The organism is Pseudoalteromonas sp. S3431, from assembly GCF_000690035.1.
Classification (GTDB): Bacteria; Pseudomonadota; Gammaproteobacteria; order Enterobacterales; family Alteromonadaceae; genus Pseudoalteromonas; species Pseudoalteromonas fuliginea.
This window is the reverse complement of record NZ_JJNY01000053.1, coordinates 28423-46524: the sequence shown is the minus strand read 5'-3', so window position 1 is coordinate 46524 and position 18102 is coordinate 28423. Positions and strand designations below refer to the sequence as shown.

The window sequence follows — 18102 nt, the reverse complement described above, 5'->3', positions numbered from 1 at the left end:
TTAGTTTTCTAATTACTCATCATCTTCAACAAGCGTCATTAGTGATGTGTTACCACCTGATGCTGTTGTATCAATACTGATTGTTTTTTCAGTAATAAGACGTTTGATTAACGTATCGTAATACTCAGAGCTAATTACTGGTAAAATAGCACCTTTACGCTGTGCTAGCTGCTGGCTAAAGTAGCCTAAGCGAGACGAGCGAGCAGCAACTACTGCACCTGCTAAATGAGGGTGAGCCAAGATAGCTTGTAACTGATTAGGTTTAGCTACTTGGAAAACACCTTCAGCAACACCTGTAGAGATAAATTTATCTTTAAAGGCAACAGCTTCATCATAAAACAGCTCAGACGCTACAGTAATTACCGTATTACCTGCGGCAATAGCGGTAATGATAGACAATGCCCAGAAGTTAAATGATGTGCTCTTATCTGCATAACACACGACACAACCACGCGCTTCTAGATGAAGTGTATTAGACTCACCCGTTGGCCCAGGCAGGGTAGTAAATTTACGCATGTGCTTTTCAAGGCGGTTAAGCTGTGCACGAGCTTCTGATAGTGTTAATGCCAAATCGTCTGCTAAATCGTCGATAATTTCTACCGTCGCGATTTTAGCAAGCAACTGACGTACAGCCGAAACACGGTCATTTAGCGGTGTTGCACGCCAAATCTTTTCATCGCGCATTGAGTTAGCCATTAGCTTTTTAACTTGTTCATTTGCACCGCTGTAGTGGTGTAAATCAAGCTCATCTGGCGTCAGGTTTGTCATTTGCACGTTATCTGGTGATGCCTTTTCTTTTACTAAACGTTGAAGGTAGTTAGGGCCACCGGCTTTAGGGCCAGTACCTGATAAACCACGGCCACCAAATGGTTGCACACCAACAATAGCACCAATCATGTTGCGGTTAATGTAAACATTACCCGCACGTGACATTTTAGCAAGGTATTCACAGCGCTCTTCAATACGTGAATGTACACCCATTGTTAAGCCATAACCTGTGTTGTTAATTTGATCCATCACATCATCAAGTTCGCTCGATTTAAAACGCACAATATGAACACATGGGCCAAATACTTCACGTTTAAGTACTGATAAGTCCTTAATTTCATATAAACGAGGCGCAAAAAAGAATGCACCATTTAATGTATTATCAGGAATTTTGCACTCGTAATGCAGTGTTGCATTACCTTTTAAGTACTCAACATGGTCGTTTAAGTTTTTAAGTGCTTTTTCATCAATTACAGGGCCTACATCAGTTGATAGTAACGATGGATCGCCAATGTGTAACTCAGCTAGAGCCCCTTTAAGCATATCGATGATGCCATCAGCTACGTCTTCTTGAATAAATAGAACACGAAGAGCCGAACAACGTTGCCCAGCACTTTGAAAACCAGAGCTGATCACATCGTCAACTACTTGCTCAGGAAGCGCCGTTGAGTCAACAATCATACAGTTTTGGCCACCAGTTTCTGCAATTAACGGAACTTGAATATCGTTACGTGCAGCAAGTGTTTGAGAAATTAATGTGCCTGTTTCAGTAGAGCCGGTAAACATAATTGCTTGAATGCGTTCATCAGGAACAATTGTTTTACCTACTTCACTACCACGAGCAATAACCGGTTGAACAACATGTTCAGGTAAGCCAACAGACAGCATTAGTTCAATTGCACGAAGGGCAATTAAGCTTGTTTGTTCAGCAGGTTTTGCTATTACTGTGTTACCTGTAACAATGGCAGCAGCAACTTGGCCTAAGAATATTGCAAGCGGGAAGTTCCACGGGCTGATACATAAAATAACGCCACGGGCTTCAAAGCGTTCATCTTGCGATAACTCTTCAGCGCGCGCCGCGTAGTAACGACAAAAATCAACCGCTTCACGCACTTCATCAATACCGTCTTGTGCTACTTTACCCGCTTCTTTAATACAGATAGCGACTAGTTCGTCGTGATGACGCTCTAAAATATCAGCAACGCGACGCAGTAAATTTGCACGTTCTTTTACTGATGTTTGCGACCATGATTCAAAAGCTGCTTCTGCGTTAGCCAGTAATACTTTCATCTCTTCGCCAGTTTGTAATTTAACGTGGCCGATGATTTCTTTATGATTCGCTGGATTTTTAACGGCTAATGAGCCTTCAGGTACTTGGCTTTGCTCAATTAAATGCTCATTAAACCAGCTTTCAAGATTCTCTTTGAAAGGGGTAATAACGTTAATGTCGGTTAAATCCATGCCTTTAGAGTTAGCACGTTCTTCACCGTATAAATTAATTGGCATTTTAATTTGCGTATTATACTTGTTACGTAAGCCTTGTAGTGTTTCTACAGGATCTGGTAATAGCGATTCAACAGGTTTAGATGTATCTACAATGGCATTTACAAATGATGAGTTAGCGCCATTTTCTAATAAACGACGAACAAGGTAAGCAAGTAAATCTTCGTGTTGACCAACAGGGGCATATACGCGGCACTGAATTTTTTCTTCGTTAACGATTTGATCGAATAATGATTCACCCATACCGTGCAAGCGTTGGAATTCAAAACCAGTGTTGTCGCCTTTTGCTACTTCTAAAATAGTCGCAGCAGTGTAAGCGTTATGTGTAGCAAATTGCGGATAAAGCACATCGCGCGCTTCAAGCATTTTAATTGCACATGCTTTGTAGGAAACATCGGTTGTGGCTTTACGTGTAAATACGGGGTAGTGATCTAAACCATCTTGCTGTGTGGTTTTAATCTCTGTATCCCAATAAGCACCCTTAACTAAACGTACCATCATTTTACGACCAACGCGGGTCGCAAGCTCGGTTAGCCATTCAATTACAAAAATAGCACGTTTCTGGTACGCTTGAACCGCTAAACCAAACCCTTGCCAATCACCAAGATCTTCATCACTGAATACCGCTTCAATTACATCTAATGAAATATCTAAACGGTCAGCTTCTTCGGCATCAACGGTAAAGCCGATATCGTATTTTTTAGCGGCAAGAGCAAGTTCTTTTAACTTAGGGACTATTTCTTCCATCACACGGTCTTTATGAGTGAACTCATAGCGTGGATGAATAGCAGAAAGCTTAACTGAAATGCCAGGGCTCTTAATTGGACCACGACCATTAGCCGCTTTACCAATTGAGTGTATAGCATTCATGTAGCTGTCAAAGTAACGCTTCGCATCTTTCATTGTGCGCGCGCCTTCGCCTAGCATATCGTAAGAATACACATAACCTTTTTGCTCTGTATCGGCAGCACGTTCAATTGCTTCGTCAATGGTACGGCCCATAACGAATTGCTTGCCCATAATTTTCATAGCAAAGTTTACAGATTTACGAATAACTGGCTCACCTAAACGACCAATGGTCTTTTTAAGCATACCAAACTGCTGTTCTTTCGTTTTGTCTGTGTAGTTAACCATTTTACCGGTAACTAATAATCCCCAAGAAGACGCGTTTACAAATAAAGAATCGCTGCTTCCTAAATGAGAGCTCCAATCACCTTTGGCCAATTTGTCGCGAATAAGTACATCTTGAGTTGCTTTGTCTGGTACGCGAAGCAGAGCTTCGGCCAAACACATTAATACAACACCTTCTTCACTAGAGAGTGAAAATTCATTTAAAAGTGCGTCAACACCGCCTTGTCCATCTTGCTCTTTACGAATGTTTAAAACAATCTGGCGGGCTCTTTCCCATGCACGGCTTCGTGCTTTTACGCCCACTTCTGCAAGCGGTAAAATATGATCGATAACCGCATTTTCGTCTATGCGGTAAAAGTCACGAATTTTCTGTCTAATAGGACAGTTAGTAGTTAAATCGCCGTTGAATAACATAAGCAACCCTCAGGAGTGTTTAGGATTTAAAGTAAAATTAATTACCAATAAATTATCAGTGATATTGTGAGTGCATTCTAATTAAAATTCCGCAGAATATGCTGGTTAAATTTCGCGATTTACGATAATTTACAGGGCATAAATTTAACTTATCCGCATAAAATTCTGTTATGACAATTCCAAATAGATTACGCATGCTAGATCGTATCGATTTAGCCATACTAGACGTTCTACAAAAGAACGGCAGAATTTCTAATGTTAACCTGGCAAAACAGGTTAACTTGAGCCCTAGCCCATGCCTTGATCGTGTTAAACGTTTAGAGCAAGAGGGCTACATAGAAGGCTATTATGCAAAACTTAGTGAAGCTAAGCTAAATCAAAGCTTAGTTGCTCATGTGCAAGTTTCGCTTGTTACCTCAAATACAGCCGTATTTAAAGTGTTTAGAGAGCATATTTTAAAAATTAAGCAAGTGGTTGAATGCGACATGGTTGCTGGTGGCTATGATTATTTATTAAAAATACGCGTGTCTAACATGGAAGAGTATAGACAAGTATTGGGGGATTTAGTTGATATACCGGGAGTCGGTACGCACCACACTTATATGGTGATTGAAAAAATTAAACAAGACGATGGTTTACTAATTGATATTTAGTTTGTTCTAAAATGTGTGAGCTTGCGGCTAAGCAGGCTCACACTTAAAACTAAATTAACTTTCTAAACCGTTTTTATTAATTGTAATAACGCGTTGAGGAAATGGAATTTCAATCTTAGCGTTGTTAATTGCTTTATAAACACCGCCGTTAATAGCCAGTTTGGTTTCGATAATTTTAGTAGTAGGCACCCAATATCTGTAGCTGATTGTAACACCGCTATCGGCAAAACGTTCAATACCGACCTGCGATAATGGGTTTTGTGCGACCAGTTTGTGCGCTTTAAGTACCTCTTCAATAAGACTAATGGCGCTATCAGAACATGCACTATAAGCTATGTCTATTTCACCTTTGACCAATGAGTAACTAAACGAGTTGTGAAGTATTTCGCCCACAATATGTTTATTTGGAATAGTAATTTCTACTTTTTCTTCATTGATTAAAATTGTGTAGCCAAGCTCAATTGTTTTAACTTGGCCGCTTACATTTTTAACTTCAATAGTATCACCAACAACAAAAGGTCGAGTGGCTATAATGGCAAGGCCTGCACCATAGTTAGAGAGCATTCCTTGTAGTGCTAAACCTGCACCTAAAGACGCAGCACCAATAGCTGCTACAAATGGCGTAACGCTGATACCTATTTTGCCAAGTGCAATAATTATAACCATTACAATTAGCAGTACTTTTACCACGCTACTGACAAAGTTAGTGAGCGTAATGTCAACATTATGGCGGGTCATTAACGCAGCTACAAATTTGGCAAGCTTTTGCGCTATCCACAAACCAATGAGGACGATAAAAATAGCACCGACAATTTGCATACTGTAGGTAACCATATACTCAGTAAGCATGGTGTAATATTTTTCAAACTGTTCGATTTCAGAACTGATCATAAAGCGCTCTATGTTAGGGCTATGTTGTATTTTTCCAACTATAGCAAAATGTTGACTAAAAATGGATATAACAGCGGTACTATAATCGCTGTTAGTAAAGCGCTTAGCGCCATTGCAACCGATGAGTAAGCGCCAACTTTTGGATGCTCGGCAATAGCAGCGGCAGTCCCAATTGCATGACAAGCTGTGCCCATGGCAACGCCTTGAGATTCGTGATTAAAAATATTAACGAGTTTAAAAAGCATAAAACCAAATAAAGCCCCTAGTAAACCAATAAAAATAACTAAAGCTGCAGCAAGTGAACTGATTCCACCCAATGAATCAGTGACGATTAAAGATATAGGTGTAGTGACACTGAGTGCGGCAACAGATGCACTTAGCTGCGCTGGCGCATTAAATAATATGCTTAGCAAAAATGCCACAACGGTTGCGTTAACAATACCTAAGCTACATGTTGCGACTATAAGTAATAGATTTTTTCGTACGTGTGTAAACTGCTGATATAAAGGAAGCGCTAAAGCGACAATTGCGGGCTCTAATAACCAGCTTAGTAATTTGCTGTGCGTGGCAAATTGCGTATAAGGCAAATTTAGATTAACGAGGAATAAAGCGATAATACTAATACTTAAAAATACGGGGTTGGTGAGCGATTTTAATACGCTATTTTTTATACTTTGGTTTACGGCCCTTAGTGCTAAAAACAATGCAATTATAAAAGGAATACTTAGCCACCATAAATTGGGCTGTAGCTCTGAAATAGCGGAAAAAGTAAAATCAGTCATTATTTTCTTTTCCCTTAAAGTACGCAATTACACTGCTAACAAGCAATAAGGTAGTTATAGGAACTAGCAACACAACTGATGCTAAAAATGCCCAGTGCGATTTTATAAGGCCGAGATGTTCAATAAATCCCACACCCGCAGGAATGAAAAATATAGGCATAATATTTAAAATAGGGGAGGCGCATGGTTTTACATGTTGCTCTTTTACAATACCCGATAAGAGTAAAACTAATAAAATAACCATAGCGAGTAACGGTGCAGGAAAGCTTCCACCAATAAAGTGCATAATGAGTTTAGCGCAGGCTAAACATAGTAAAATAATAGCGCTACTGAGCAGATATTTCATCAAAGTGGCTCACAGAAAAGATAAGAGCTTAACTTTAACAAATCAAACTCTTTTATGCATTGTCTACCAGTGCTTTGTATCTGCGTAGGTTATGTCCGCTTTTCCTTTTGCTTTAGCAATTGCTTTTTTAGTGTTTGGGTTTAGCAATAAGCGAATTTGGCTGAAGGTTTCTTTAGCGAGTATTTTTCGTTGGTTTGGTTTATAGCTAAGTTGTGTAACACGTTTAATAGCAGCAAGCGTATCGGGTGAGCGCTCGAGTAATGTATTGAGCATGTTTTGCGTGGCTTGTTGAGTATCATCGGTAAGCTGAGTAACCAAACCTAGCTCATTTGCTTGTTGTGCTGTGATTGGGTTTGCGTGGCTTGCAAGCCAAAGTGCTTGGTCACGCTTAACTAAAGCGCTCATGATTACATTTGCGCCCATATCGGGGCACAGCCCCCAGCGTGCTTCCATAATGGCAAGCTTGGCATCAACATGAACAATCCTGTAATCGGCACCTAGTGCTATTTGTAAGCCCCCTCCTAAACAGTTGCCATCAATTTGTGCAATAACAGGAACGCTTAGTGACTGCCAGCCTAATACTACTTTTTGCGCTAAGTTTTGATTGCCAGGTAACCATTTGAGCAATAATTTTATAATATTCAATGGTGCCGCCATGACAGCTGATATATCAAGGCCTGCACAAAAATGCTCGCCATCGCCTTTTATTACTACAGCACGAATACTGCGATCTCTTTTTATGCTTTTAATGGCTTTGTTTAACTCTACAAACATTTGAAAGCTTAATGCGTTTTGCTTTTTTGCTCTACTAAGCGTGACGGTAGCAATGCCATGTTGTTTTTCTAGTTTTATCATTACACACTCCTCTGACCTGTTACTTGAGCTTATGTTGTTAAGTTAATTAAGTAAAGAGAGAAAGTTTTTACACAAAAAATGAATTAATTGAGTAATTCAAAGTCTTATATTGTTGATCTTGCTAATAACAATATAAATATTTCGAAATGAGTGCAGTGATGATAAAAAAGTAAGGTATTTAAGCGTTTTTTTATCTATATAGATGCTAGTTTTGTTATTATGATGTCACTTAAAAGCTTAGAGGTTAATCACTCATGTCTGGCCCACGTTTACACACGATAGAAGAAGCAACTCATCAAGCCTATGATATTTTTTTAGAGCTAGCGCCAAATAACTTGAGCGATAAAGATGTTGAAGACTTTAATCAATACCGAGAAGATCTTGGCTTTATTGAAGAAGATGAGCCAGATGACCAATGGCAAGATTTTGTGGCACTTGAAATTGAACCAGAGCACTTTATTCAAGTGTTAGTCGGTTTAGAATTTGAAAATGAAGATGCCTTATTTGCAAAAATTTTAATTAGTCGTGATAAAGACGCGCCGTTTTGTCATATTTTATGGAAAGAAAGTGAATAAGCCCATATGGCTTGTTTGTTTATAATTGTGTGCAAGAGAGCGTATTTGTGCGTAAGTATTTATTTTTAATTCTCTTATTGATTAGTAGCCCAAGCTGGGCTGTTGATCCTTTTGAAGATTTTCATGAATATGGACAGCTTTCGGATGAAGAGATCCATGAGTTACACAAAGGTGAAATGCTTTATGGGGATACTGAGTTTGGCTTTATTCTTAGCAAAGGCAACGCTAATTCGACCAGTTTTAAGCTCAAAGGTAATTTATATCAAGACTTTGAGAAGTGGCGTAATCAATTCAAAATAGACTCCCTTTATAAGCGCGATGAAAACGATGAAACAGGCGACAGCGATGTAACAGCTAATCGTGTGTTTGTCTCTGCACAGGGTAATTATAAAGTGGGTGTGAAAAACTCATCCTTTTTTATTTACGGCGATTACGAAGAAGATGAATTTAGCGGCTTAGATTTTAAAAGCACAATCGCAACCGGTTACGGTACTCGTGTATATCAAGGTGTTAAAAACAAAGTTGATATTGATGTAGGACCCGGTTTATATCGCTCCGTTGCTGATGAAGAGTCAGATGTAAGTGAGGACGATATAAATAAAACGGGTTATTTAGTCAGAGTTGCAATGCAATGGGAGCGTTTGGTTTCTAAGCGAACTCGTTTTAATCAAGATGTCAGTGTAGAGCAATCGCTCTCGGGTCTTAATTCTCGTTTTAAATCAGAAACAGCATTAATAAGCCAAGTCGTTGGTGCTGTATCACTTAAGTTTGCGTATATGTACCGTTATAATTCAAAACCCGAGGATGATAAACTTAAGTTTGATTCAGAGCTTAGTGCAACCTTGGTTTATAACTTTTAAGTATTTATTTAATTTTAGAGAGTGTTATGTATCAGCATAAGCAGTACGCGGTGTTCATTTTTTTTGTATTAGCATGGATAGGCGGATTTGTTGCACTAGCGTGGAACTTATTAGGTGCAGATGGACCTTTAATGATATTTACTGGTATTTTAGTGCTGGTGGGCTTTTTGTTTCATGGCTTAACAGTAAAAGTTGATGATAATAAAATAAGTTGGGCGTTTGGGCCTGGTGTTGCTGGGCAAAGTATTTTGCTTAGCGAGATTACTGAAGTAAAAGCAGTACAAAATTCATATCGCCATGGTATAGGTATCCGTATTACTCACGATGGTTGGGTGTATACAGTATCTGGTTTTAGTGCAATACAGCTAACGCTTAAGGATGGCACTATGTATCGTGTAGGTACAAACGATCAAAAAGGTTTACTAGCCGCATTGAAAGAAAAGAAAGTATCAATAGCACTTCCTAGTAAGAAAAAAAGCGAAACTGAAGTGGTTAAGCGCAACAATATGATATAAAAAAAGCGCCTTAGGCGCTTTTTTATCTGCTGTATACAATATTAGTGGTCGTGGCCACACCCACCTTCGCCATGTACGTGGCCGTGAGTTAATTCGTCTTGTGTTGCATCACGCACTTCTAGAATTTCTACATCAAAGTTAAGTGTTATACCTGAAAGCGGGTTATTACCATCTACAATCACTTCTTCATCTTGAATATCGATGATCATTACTGATTGGTCGCCATCATCTGTTGATGCACGAAATTGCATGCCAACTTCAATTTCCATACCTTCAAACATTGATTTAGGTACCGCTTGCATTAGGTTGTCGTGGCGCTCGCCGTAACCTTCTTCAGGTTCAACCTTTACGCTAAGCGTGTCGCCTGGTTGCTTGCCCAGCAAAGCATTTTCTAGGCCTGAAATTAAATAGCCTGTGCCAATGATAAAGTGTAGCGGCTCACCACCGAACGAGTTATCAATGCTATTGCCATCATTATCCATTACCGAATAATGCATTTTTACCACTTTGTTTGCCGCAACGATCATAGTCATTCCTATTTATTCATCTTCAAGAGAGTAGGGTAGAGGCAGAATGCTTAGCTCCACCTGAGGTGTGTGTTTTGCACGAAGTACCTGAGTTACATCAGTATCGTTTGGCAACACAACGAGGCCTGTTAGTTTATTTGTTTGCTCATCAAAACTTTGCGTTATAAGTTTACCCGCACGGCGCCAGTTTTCGCCTAATTGGGTTTCTAAATCAGGCTCTGAAAGAATCCCTTCGCTTTGTCCTGAAACGATATACATTGCGCGTTTATTCTTACCAAGGTATTTCATACGGGCCACAGTTTCTTGACCTGTATAACATCCTTTTTTAAAGCTAATGCCACCAATAGCTTGTAGGTTAACCATCTGCGGAACATATTCCCCAATAGCTTCACTACTTAATTGTGGTTCGCCGGCTAAAATTGCTGCTTGTTTCCAGGGCGCATCGTTATCAAGAGTCGATATATTATCAGGAATACTAAATTGGCTATCAACCATCAATAACACGCGATTATCTGCTAACTTTAATGCTTTACCATAACTCAAGTCGCACGCAGTAGCATCGTCTTCAAATGTTATACTAAGCTGAGCAAGTACGTCTGTTAAGTCATCGCCGATTAAGCCAATTAAACGCTCAGAGGAGACATTTATATCGACCTTTGCAAATACAGCGTATTTTTTAAGTTCAACTAACGACTTTTCTACTTCGGCTGCGCTGCCTGTAAGGTAATAGTTATCTTGATGAGAAAATAATTTAAATACACCCCAAAGCTTTCCTTTGGCACTGCAATGGCCAGTCCATAAATAGTTACTGCTGGTTAATTTATTGAGATCTTGAGTAATTTGCCCGTGCAAATAAGATAATTTATCAGCACCGCTAAGGCTAATAAGTTGATGAGATAACGGACATGCATAAACGCTCGACATAAAAACCTTCTTTGCAATATAAATGAAGTGACATAATAACGCAGTTGTTACGTATGGTACAGACAAGCGCTAATTGGCGTGGATTATTATTTTAATCGGCGATTAATAGCTGATAAGTTGACACGCATTTGTTAAACTCGAGTCAATTAAGTATGAGGTTTAAAATGGTTGAAATTCATAGTAAAGCACGTATTCGTTGGGCTTGCCGTCGTGGCATGTTAGAGCTAGATGTTTTGTTTATGCCGTTTGTAGAAGAAGCATACGACTCTTTGAACACAGAGCAGCAAGCTATCTTTCAGCGTTTGCTAACAGAAGAAGACCCTGATTTATTTGCATGGTTTATGGGGCATCAAGAGTGTAAAGATGAGCAGTTAAATACAATGGTTTCACTTATTTTAGATAGAGTTCGTGTATAGATTTACAGTTACAGATAATAAAGCAGACCATAAACCAGTTGTGGTCTTTTTTTGTATGCTGGCTTTGATATTATGCTTATTTTTAAGTTCTGTACTGGCAATGCTTTTTTGTGTTGTAGTAAATACAGTGGCTGGATTATTTGTTTGGCGAAAAGTTTTAGCTGCTCACCCGATACGGGGAGTTGTTATTTTAGAGCCAAACCTATTTAGATTTGAAAGTCAGTCGCTAAAAATTCAAGGTGAAATAAGTACTCAAAGTCGCATACTTGGTAGCAGTGTATGGCTTTATATTAAAGGCTTTAGTAAAAACCATTGGCTAATTATTTCAGCCAATGGAGTTAACGAACAAAGCTATGCTCGATTAAAACGTGCAACACTTAGCGCTATTAGTGGCGCTGCGGGGTCAAAATAGTTGGTGTTGGATTTTCGTTTTGCTCAGGGTAATCAATAGTGTAATGAAGGCCACGGCTTTCTTTGCGTTCCATTGCACTTCTAATGATTAATTCAGCTACTTGCACTAAATTACGTAGCTCCAACAAATTATTACTGACTCTAAAATTAGCATAGTAGTCATGTATTTCTTGCTGTAATAGTTCAACTCGATGCAGTGCACGCTCTAAACGCTTAGTTGATCGAACAATACCAACGTAATCCCACATGAATAATCGTAGTTCATGCCAGTTATGGGTAATTACAATTTCTTCATCGGAGTTACTAACTCGGCTTTCATCCCAATATGGAAGTGCTATAAGCTCTGGCGCATGCTCTATTTTACTTAAAATATCTTTTGCAGCAGCATGGGCAAACACAATACATTCAAGTAATGAGTTACTTGCCATGCGATTTGCACCGTGAAGGCCTGTATAAGCTACTTCACCCACAGCGTATAAATTATCTAAATCGGTTTTTCCGTTAAAATCGGTCATTACACCGCCGCAAGTATAGTGGGCAGCGGGGACAACTGGGATTGCTTCTTTGGTTATATCAAGCCCTACACTTAAGCATTTCGCATAAATAGTAGGAAAGTGCTCAATAATAAAATCTTTATCTTTGTGACTAATATCAAGGTAAACACAGTTTGCGCCGAGGCGTTTCATTTCAAAATCGATTGCGCGTGCAACAATGTCGCGTGGAGCAAGTTCTTCACGCTCATCAAAGTCTTTCATAAAGCGAGTGCCGTCAGGGCGTTTTAAATAAGCGCCTTCACCACGCATAGCTTCAGTAATTAAGAAGTTTTGTAATTCAGGGTGATATAAACTTGTTGGATGGAACTGATTAAATTCCATATTGGCCACTTTACAGCCCGCCCGCCACGCCATTGCAATACCATCGCCACTTGATACGTCAGGATTTGAGGTGTACAAATACACTTTACTTGCCCCGCCGGTCGCCAGGGCAACAAATTTTGCCGAAATGGTTTCTACCTTTTTAGCTTTTTTGTTCCACACATACATACCGTGAATATGCGAAGCTGTTTTTTCGGTGTTTTTATCAGTAATTAAATCAATTGCGTTGTATTGCTCTAAAAGTGTAATATTTTTATGCGCTTTTACTTGGCTTATTAATGTAGTTTGTACTGCTTTGCCAGTCGCATCAGCTGCATGCAAAATACGACGATGGCTATGACCGCCTTCGCGCGTTAAATGAAAGCGCTCTTTGCCTTTACTATCAAATTCCATATCAAAAGGCACGCCTTGATCAATTAACCATTGCAGGCAATCATGGGCGTTGCTTGCAGTGTAGTGGACGGCTTCTCTGTTGCACAAGCCGCCGCCAGCATCGAGTGTATCCTCTACATGGGATTCTATGCTGTCATTTTGTTTATCAAATACAGCAGCTATACCGCCTTGAGCATATAATGTAGAGCCTTCTGTCAGAGCCCCTTTACTAATTACGGTAACGTTACAAAAATTAGCTAAAGATAAAGCTAGTGATAAGCCTGCTGCGCCGCTACCGATAATAGCGACATCAGCAATGTGGTGTTTATTTTGGTTCATGTCAGAGGTACTTTGCGGTTACAATGCTCGTATAGAGCAATATTTGTTTTCAATATCTGTAGTTGTATCATATTTGTCATATTACTACGTAGTGATTTTAATAGCCTAACGCTGTTATTTATGAACTATTTTATAAAAAAATAATATTAAACAGAACTTTTTATTCATGTAGAGGTCAGAGTATTTGTGAACAATAGCGACACTATGAATAACAAGCAAAAATCAGACATAGGAGTACCGGCTCGAATGAGCGAGCAGGAATTAGATTTAGCGCTAGTAAAAAGGGTTCAGCAGGGTGATAAAAACGCCTTCAATCTATTAGTAAAGAAGTATCAAAATAAAATTGCAGGTTTGATATCACGTTATGTATCAAACCAAGGTGATATTGCAGATGTAGCACAAGAAGCATTTATAAAAGCTTATCGTGCACTTCCAAACTTTAGAGGTGATAGTGCCTTTTATACTTGGTTATACCGTATTGCCGTTAATTGTGCTAAAAATTACTTAGTAGCACAGGGCCGTAAACCGCCAGCAAATGATATCGACGCTGAAGAAGCTGAATTTTATGACTGTGCGGATTCGATGCGTTCAAATGCATCCCCTGAAAATCTACTTTTAAGCGAAGAAGTACGCGCTGTTATTTTTAATACGATTGATAGTTTGCCTGAAGATCTTAAAACTGCGATAACCCTAAGAGAAATCGAAGGGATGAGCTATGAAGAAATAGCAGTGGTCATGGATTGCCCTGTCGGGACGGTGCGTTCGCGTATCTTTCGTGCCCGAGAAGCAATTGATAACAAATTAAACCCATTAATAGGCGAGTCTTAGTATGACGAAAGCACACCTTAACAAGTTAGATAACGAAGTGTTATCGGCATTACTTGATGGCGAACAACATCTAACTGATGCAAAAATTGCAGAGCAAGATGTAACCACGTTTGGCCGTTATGCGTTAATTGGTGATGCAATGCGTGCTCAAAAAAATAATAATGACATACATATTGATATTAGCGATCGCGTTGCATTAGCATTAGAAAGCGAGCCTGTTTATGCTGACTTCAACCAGCCAAACACAGAGCCTCAAGCAGTCACTGAAACTGTAAAAAATAATGTAGTTGCTTTTAATTGGCGCAAACCTGTTGCCCAACTAGCGATTGCAGCAAGTGTGGCAATGTTTGCTATTGTGGGCGTTAATACACTTCCGCAAAGTAACAATCAGCAGCAAAGCGAAATCCCTTTACTGCAAACTACCCCTTTAACAGGTATGGCTTCGCCAGTAAGTTACTCATCTGAGCCAGCGCTTGAAAATGCTGAACAAGGCTTACGTGAATTGCAGCAACAACGTATTGGCGCATTAGTTTTAGAGCATCAACGACAAGCACGTGTTGCTAACTCGCTTCAAACAGCGCAAAATAGTATAAAAGCGCAAGAGGAAAAAAACTAATTAAATGAAAGTAATCACTTTTATTCTGTCGTTGGTAGTTAGCTTTACTGCATTTGCCAACGATATAAATCCTGCCAAAGATTTATTACTTAAAATGGCTAATGCCGTACATAACCGTAATTTTGATGCTTCATTTGTGGTTGTTAAGGGTAAAACAATGGAACCATATCGTTGGGTCCATGCCAAACAAGGCGACACAGAGCTTGAGCATTTAAGTTTACTCAATGGCGCAGGCCTTGAAATGGTTCGTGTTAATAATCAAGTCACTTATTTTGAACCGCAGTCAGAGCCATACTCTCTTAAAACTGATTCGATTGCTGGCCCCATTCCTGAAGTGTTATTTAAAGACATTGAGCGTTTGAGCGCACATTATGATTTTGTAATGGGTGGTAAAGGGCGCATTGCAGGTCGTGCGGCTCAATTAGTTCGAATTGAATCCAAAGATGAATTCAAATATAACTACTGGATTTGGCTTGATATGGAGTCGTCTTTACTTTTAAAAGCAGCGTATGTGAACCACGAAGGTGAGGCGCTTGAACAGCTACAGCTAACTCATGTTAGTGTTACTGAACAGCCTGCTAGTATGCTGTTGGAAGTACTCAATCGTAACTTTCCAACGCCTCTACCAGAAAGTGATTTAGGTGGTGCAGAGAATACAGCAAAGAATTGGAATATAAACTGGTTACCTAATGGCTTTGAATTATTAAAATCTGACAGGCATAAACTCGATTTAAATAATGAGTTAACAGACTATTATTTATTTTCTGATGGTTTTGTTGAGATCTCTATATTTATACAGCGACCTTTACCTGGTAAGCGTTTAAGCGGTGCATTAACATCTGGTGCAACGACGGTATATGTGCATAATGGCGGTAATTTTGATGTATCGGTTGTTGGTAATGTACCGAGTATGACCGCAAAAGCAATTGCAGAGTCAGTTACCCGCGCACTATAGACGATTCCGTAAGGATTGTTATGATTGAACAAACCCTCACAGTTGTGGCCCTTGATGGCCACATTGCTTATTTAGAAGCACAGCAAAAACAAGCTTGTGAAGGCTGCAATGGTCGTTGCGGCTCACAAGTGTTTGGCAAGTTATTCGGCACCGCAAAAAAAACCTTTCCATATAGATTCGACTTACCAGTCGAGGTCGGTCAAAAAGTTACTTTGTCACTTGATGATAGCCTCGTTGTTAAACATGCTTTTGCTGTATATATGTTACCTTTATTTTTAAGTCTAACGTTTGCATTTATTGCTTCTGAGTTACTTTTAATGGCCGAAGGTTGGCAAATCTTAGCGGCGGCTTTAGGTGGCATTACTGGATTTTTTATTGCTAAAACTCGTGTTAAATCACTTAAGCACGATATAAAAGTAATAAAAATTCATCCAATTAGTATCCCTTTAACTCAAATAGATGGTGATTGACGCCAATTAAATGTAAAATTGCCGTTTTATACCAAAGTAACTTGGAAATACAGGGAATTGTGGTTTTTAAAATTATTTTATCTGACTGACTTATTTAAGTTTATTAAGCATAACTTATTGTTATTCATTAAATAAAATGATTATAACCCATCTTAAAAAGCGTGAGCTAAGTCTGTAATTTACAAACTGAGCTTATGGCATCCTAAAGCAAGTATTTTCAAGTCACTTAGGTATTCATATTTAGTCCATTAAAATAGAAGTATAGAATCCAGTTTATGAAGCATATCCGTAATTTTTCGATCATCGCCCATATTGACCATGGTAAATCGACCCTTTCAGATCGTTTGATCCAAGTTTGTGGCGGTTTAACCGACCGTGAAATGCAAAAACAAGTTTTGGATTCAATGGATATTGAGCGCGAACGTGGTATTACCATTAAAGCGCAAAGTGTAACGTTGAATTACAAAGCGAACGACGGCGAAACCTACCAACTTAATTTCATTGATACTCCAGGACACGTTGATTTTACGTATGAAGTGTCGCGTTCTTTAGCTGCATGTGAAGGTGCGCTACTCGTTGTTGATGCAGGCCAAGGCGTTGAAGCACAAACACTAGCTAACTGTTACACCGCTATTGAAATGGAATTAGAAGTAATTCCAGTACTTAATAAGATCGATTTACCGCAAGCAGACCCTTTACGTGTTGCAGAAGAAATTGAAGAGATTATTGGTATTGATGCCCTAGATGCTGTGCAGTGTAGTGCTAAAACAGGCGTAGGTATTGCTGAAGTACTTGAAATGATTGTTAAAGATGTTCCGCCACCAGTAGGCGACAAAGATGCACCTTTACAAGCACTTATTATCGATTCTTGGTTTGACCCATACCAAGGCGTTGTATCACTAGTGCGTATTAAGCACGGTGAATTACGCACTGGCGATAAAATAAAAATAATGTCGAACGAGCATATCCATACTGCCGACCAAGTGGGTGTGTTTACACCTAAGCAAACCAACACCGGTATTTTAAGAACAGGTGAAGTAGGGTTTGTTATTGCGGGCATTAAAGAGATACATGGTGCGCCAGTAGGTGACACTATTACTCATCAAAAAAATGCAGCTCCACTTCGTTTACCTGGCTTTCAAAAGATTAAGCCTCAGGTTTATGCGGGTATGTTCCCAATTGCATCAGATGAGTATGAATCATTCCGTGATGCACTTAACAAATTAAGCCTAAACGATGCGTCGTTATTCTTTGAACCAGAGAATTCAACCGCACTAGGTTTTGGTTTCCGCTGTGGCTTTTTAGGCATGCTACACATGGAAATCATTCAAGAGCGTTTAGAGCGTGAATACGATATTGATTTAATAACAACTGCACCTACGGTAATCTATGAGATAGTTACTAAAGAAGGTACATTTCAGATTGATAATCCGTCTGATCTACCTGCTGTAAACGATATTGTAGAGATTCGTGAACCAATTGTTGAAGCAAATATTTTGGTACCACAAGAATACCTAGGTAATGTTATTACCTTATGTATTGAAAAACGTGGTAGTCAAACAAAAATGACTTATCACGGTAAGCAAGTAGCTGTTACATATGAGCTACCTATGGCTGAAGTGGTCATGGACTTTTTTGATAAATTAAAATCTACAAGCCGTGGTTTTGCATCGCTTGACTATAACTTTAAGCACTTCCAAACATCAGACATGGTGCGTGTTGATATTTTGATCAACAGTGAACGTGTTGATGCGCTTGCGATTATTGTTCACAGAGATGGTGCACAATCTCGTGGTCGTCAGTTAGCTGATGCATTGAAAGAACTTATTCCACGTCAAATGTTTGATATTGCGATTCAAGCAGCGATTGGACAGCATGTTATTGCACGTACCACAGTCAAGCAATTACGTAAAAACGTAATCGCTAAGTGTTATGGCGGTGATGTGAGTCGTAAGAAAAAATTACTTAAAAAGCAAAAAGATGGTAAAAAACGAATGAAGCAAGTAGGTAATGTTGAAGTGCCTCAAGAAGCGTTTTTAGCTATTTTAAAAGTTGGTAAATAAAAACAAAGGATTA

At 39.2% G+C, this 18102-nt stretch carries 19 protein-coding genes; 11 read left to right on the top strand and 8 right to left on the bottom strand.

The genetic code is table 11. The features are described from left to right. Positions 1–12: 12 nt before the first annotated feature. A complete protein-coding gene (gene putA, locus DO88_RS05930; RefSeq protein ID WP_033028985.1) occupies positions 13–3816 on the bottom strand; it encodes a bifunctional proline dehydrogenase/L-glutamate gamma-semialdehyde dehydrogenase PutA in 3804 nt (1267 codons plus the stop codon). A 170-nt stretch (positions 3817–3986) separates the two neighbouring features. Here putA and DO88_RS05935 point away from each other — a divergent pair, with 170 nt between their 5' ends. Continuing rightward, a complete protein-coding gene (locus tag DO88_RS05935) occupies positions 3987–4469 on the top strand; it encodes a winged helix-turn-helix transcriptional regulator (protein WP_033015324.1) in 483 nt (160 codons plus the stop codon). Between the two features lie 54 nt (positions 4470–4523). Here the strand turns inward: DO88_RS05935 and DO88_RS05940 are convergent, their stop codons facing one another. From DO88_RS05940 to DO88_RS05955, 4 genes are all read right to left on the bottom strand, one after another. Further along, positions 4524–5360 carry a mechanosensitive ion channel family protein gene (locus DO88_RS05940; RefSeq protein WP_007377545.1) on the bottom strand — a complete coding sequence of 279 codons (837 nt, stop codon included), beginning with the start codon at positions 5358–5360 and terminating at the stop codon, positions 4524–4526. Between the two features lie 38 nt (positions 5361–5398). Beyond that, positions 5399–6142 (bottom strand): LrgB family protein, encoded by a 744-nt coding sequence (locus tag DO88_RS05945; protein WP_033040048.1) that lies wholly within the window; start codon positions 6140–6142, stop codon positions 5399–5401. Further along, a complete protein-coding gene (locus tag DO88_RS05950; RefSeq protein WP_007377543.1) occupies positions 6135–6488 on the bottom strand; it encodes a CidA/LrgA family protein in 354 nt (117 codons plus the stop codon). The genes DO88_RS05945 and DO88_RS05950 overlap by 8 nt, the downstream gene beginning before the upstream one ends. A 63-nt stretch (positions 6489–6551) precedes the next feature. Continuing rightward, positions 6552–7343 (bottom strand): crotonase/enoyl-CoA hydratase family protein, encoded by a 792-nt coding sequence (locus DO88_RS05955; RefSeq protein ID WP_033040045.1) that lies wholly within the window; start codon positions 7341–7343, stop codon positions 6552–6554. Positions 7344–7597: 254 nt separating this feature from the next. Here DO88_RS05955 and DO88_RS05960 point away from each other — a divergent pair, with 254 nt between their 5' ends. From DO88_RS05960 to DO88_RS05970, 3 genes are read left to right on the top strand one after another with little or no spacing between them, the layout of a single operon-like run. Beyond that, on the top strand, positions 7598–7918 hold the full coding sequence (locus tag DO88_RS05960) for an HI1450 family dsDNA-mimic protein (protein ID WP_007377541.1): 321 nt from the start codon (positions 7598–7600) through the stop codon (positions 7916–7918). A 47-nt stretch (positions 7919–7965) separates the two neighbouring features. Further along, complete coding sequence (locus DO88_RS05965; protein WP_007377540.1) at positions 7966–8778, top strand: DUF481 domain-containing protein; 813 nt, start codon at positions 7966–7968, stop codon at positions 8776–8778. Positions 8779–8804: 26 nt separating this feature from the next. Beyond that, on the top strand, positions 8805–9293 hold the full coding sequence (locus DO88_RS05970; RefSeq protein WP_033040043.1) for a hypothetical protein: 489 nt from the start codon (positions 8805–8807) through the stop codon (positions 9291–9293). A 41-nt stretch (positions 9294–9334) separates the two neighbouring features. Here DO88_RS05970 and DO88_RS05975 read toward each other — a convergent pair whose 3' ends face one another. Next, the gene (locus DO88_RS05975; protein ID WP_007377538.1) at positions 9335–9820 is read right to left on the bottom strand and encodes an FKBP-type peptidyl-prolyl cis-trans isomerase; all 486 of its coding nucleotides are present in this window, start codon (positions 9818–9820) and stop codon (positions 9335–9337) included. 12 nt (positions 9821–9832) lie between these two features. Next, a complete protein-coding gene (gene ygfZ, locus DO88_RS05980; protein ID WP_033040041.1) occupies positions 9833–10744 on the bottom strand; it encodes a tRNA-modifying protein YgfZ in 912 nt (303 codons plus the stop codon). 164 nt (positions 10745–10908) lie between these two features. Here ygfZ and DO88_RS05985 point away from each other — a divergent pair, with 164 nt between their 5' ends. Together DO88_RS05985 and DO88_RS05990 are read left to right on the top strand one after the other, a co-directional pair. Then, a complete protein-coding gene (locus DO88_RS05985; RefSeq protein ID WP_007377536.1) occupies positions 10909–11160 on the top strand; it encodes an FAD assembly factor SdhE in 252 nt (83 codons plus the stop codon). Positions 11161–11215: 55 nt separating this feature from the next. Then, positions 11216–11572: a hypothetical protein gene (locus tag DO88_RS05990; RefSeq protein ID WP_007377535.1), complete on the top strand. Its 357-nt coding sequence runs from the start codon at positions 11216–11218 to the stop codon at positions 11570–11572. Here DO88_RS05990 and nadB read toward each other — a convergent pair. Then, complete coding sequence (gene nadB / locus DO88_RS05995; RefSeq protein WP_007377534.1) at positions 11547–13157, bottom strand: L-aspartate oxidase; 1611 nt, start codon at positions 13155–13157, stop codon at positions 11547–11549. The two genes, DO88_RS05990 and nadB, sit on opposite strands and share 26 nt — an antisense overlap. 246 nt (positions 13158–13403) lie before the next feature. On the opposite strand from nadB, the gene rpoE reads away from it, so the two are divergent. From rpoE to lepA, 5 genes are all read left to right on the top strand, one after another. Continuing rightward, positions 13404–13985: an RNA polymerase sigma factor RpoE gene (rpoE, locus tag DO88_RS06000; RefSeq protein WP_007377533.1), complete on the top strand. Its 582-nt coding sequence runs from the start codon at positions 13404–13406 to the stop codon at positions 13983–13985. A 1-nt stretch (position 13986) separates the two neighbouring features. Beyond that, on the top strand, positions 13987–14601 hold the full coding sequence (locus DO88_RS06005; protein ID WP_033028990.1) for a sigma-E factor negative regulatory protein: 615 nt from the start codon (positions 13987–13989) through the stop codon (positions 14599–14601). Positions 14602–14605: 4 nt separating this feature from the next. Next, positions 14606–15556, top strand: coding sequence for a MucB/RseB C-terminal domain-containing protein (locus DO88_RS06010; protein WP_033040040.1), 951 nt, complete (start codon positions 14606–14608; stop codon positions 15554–15556). 20 nt (positions 15557–15576) lie between these two features. Beyond that, on the top strand, positions 15577–16026 hold the full coding sequence (locus tag DO88_RS06015; RefSeq protein WP_033028992.1) for a SoxR reducing system RseC family protein: 450 nt from the start codon (positions 15577–15579) through the stop codon (positions 16024–16026). A 275-nt stretch (positions 16027–16301) separates the two neighbouring features. Further along, entirely contained in the window at positions 16302–18089 is a 1788-nt protein-coding gene (gene lepA, locus DO88_RS06020; protein WP_007377529.1) for a translation elongation factor 4, read from the top strand. The last annotated feature ends 13 nt before the right edge of the window (positions 18090–18102 follow it).

Coding starts and splice junctions, on each gene's coding strand:
- putA (WP_033028985.1), bottom strand. CDS start 3,816: ATGTTATTCAACGGCGATTTAACTACTAACTGTCCTATTAGACAGAAA.
- DO88_RS05935 (WP_033015324.1), top strand. CDS start 3,987: ATGACAATTCCAAATAGATTACGCATGCTAGATCGTATCGATTTAGCC.
- DO88_RS05940 (WP_007377545.1), bottom strand. CDS start 5,360: ATGATCAGTTCTGAAATCGAACAGTTTGAAAAATATTACACCATGCTT.
- DO88_RS05945 (WP_033040048.1), bottom strand. CDS start 6,142: ATGACTGATTTTACTTTTTCCGCTATTTCAGAGCTACAGCCCAATTTA.
- DO88_RS05950 (WP_007377543.1), bottom strand. CDS start 6,488: ATGAAATATCTGCTCAGTAGCGCTATTATTTTACTATGTTTAGCCTGC.
- DO88_RS05955 (WP_033040045.1), bottom strand. CDS start 7,343: ATGATAAAACTAGAAAAACAACATGGCATTGCTACCGTCACGCTTAGT.
- DO88_RS05960 (WP_007377541.1), top strand. CDS start 7,598: ATGTCTGGCCCACGTTTACACACGATAGAAGAAGCAACTCATCAAGCC.
- DO88_RS05970 (WP_033040043.1), top strand. CDS start 8,805: ATGTATCAGCATAAGCAGTACGCGGTGTTCATTTTTTTTGTATTAGCA.
- DO88_RS05975 (WP_007377538.1), bottom strand. CDS start 9,820: ATGATCGTTGCGGCAAACAAAGTGGTAAAAATGCATTATTCGGTAATG.
- ygfZ (WP_033040041.1), bottom strand. CDS start 10,744: ATGTCGAGCGTTTATGCATGTCCGTTATCTCATCAACTTATTAGCCTT.
- DO88_RS05985 (WP_007377536.1), top strand. CDS start 10,909: ATGGTTGAAATTCATAGTAAAGCACGTATTCGTTGGGCTTGCCGTCGT.
- DO88_RS05990 (WP_007377535.1), top strand. CDS start 11,216: ATGCTGGCTTTGATATTATGCTTATTTTTAAGTTCTGTACTGGCAATG.
- nadB (WP_007377534.1), bottom strand. CDS start 13,157: ATGAACCAAAATAAACACCACATTGCTGATGTCGCTATTATCGGTAGC.
- rpoE (WP_007377533.1), top strand. CDS start 13,404: ATGAGCGAGCAGGAATTAGATTTAGCGCTAGTAAAAAGGGTTCAGCAG.
- DO88_RS06005 (WP_033028990.1), top strand. CDS start 13,987: ATGACGAAAGCACACCTTAACAAGTTAGATAACGAAGTGTTATCGGCA.
- DO88_RS06010 (WP_033040040.1), top strand. CDS start 14,606: ATGAAAGTAATCACTTTTATTCTGTCGTTGGTAGTTAGCTTTACTGCA.
- DO88_RS06015 (WP_033028992.1), top strand. CDS start 15,577: ATGATTGAACAAACCCTCACAGTTGTGGCCCTTGATGGCCACATTGCT.
- lepA (WP_007377529.1), top strand. CDS start 16,302: ATGAAGCATATCCGTAATTTTTCGATCATCGCCCATATTGACCATGGT.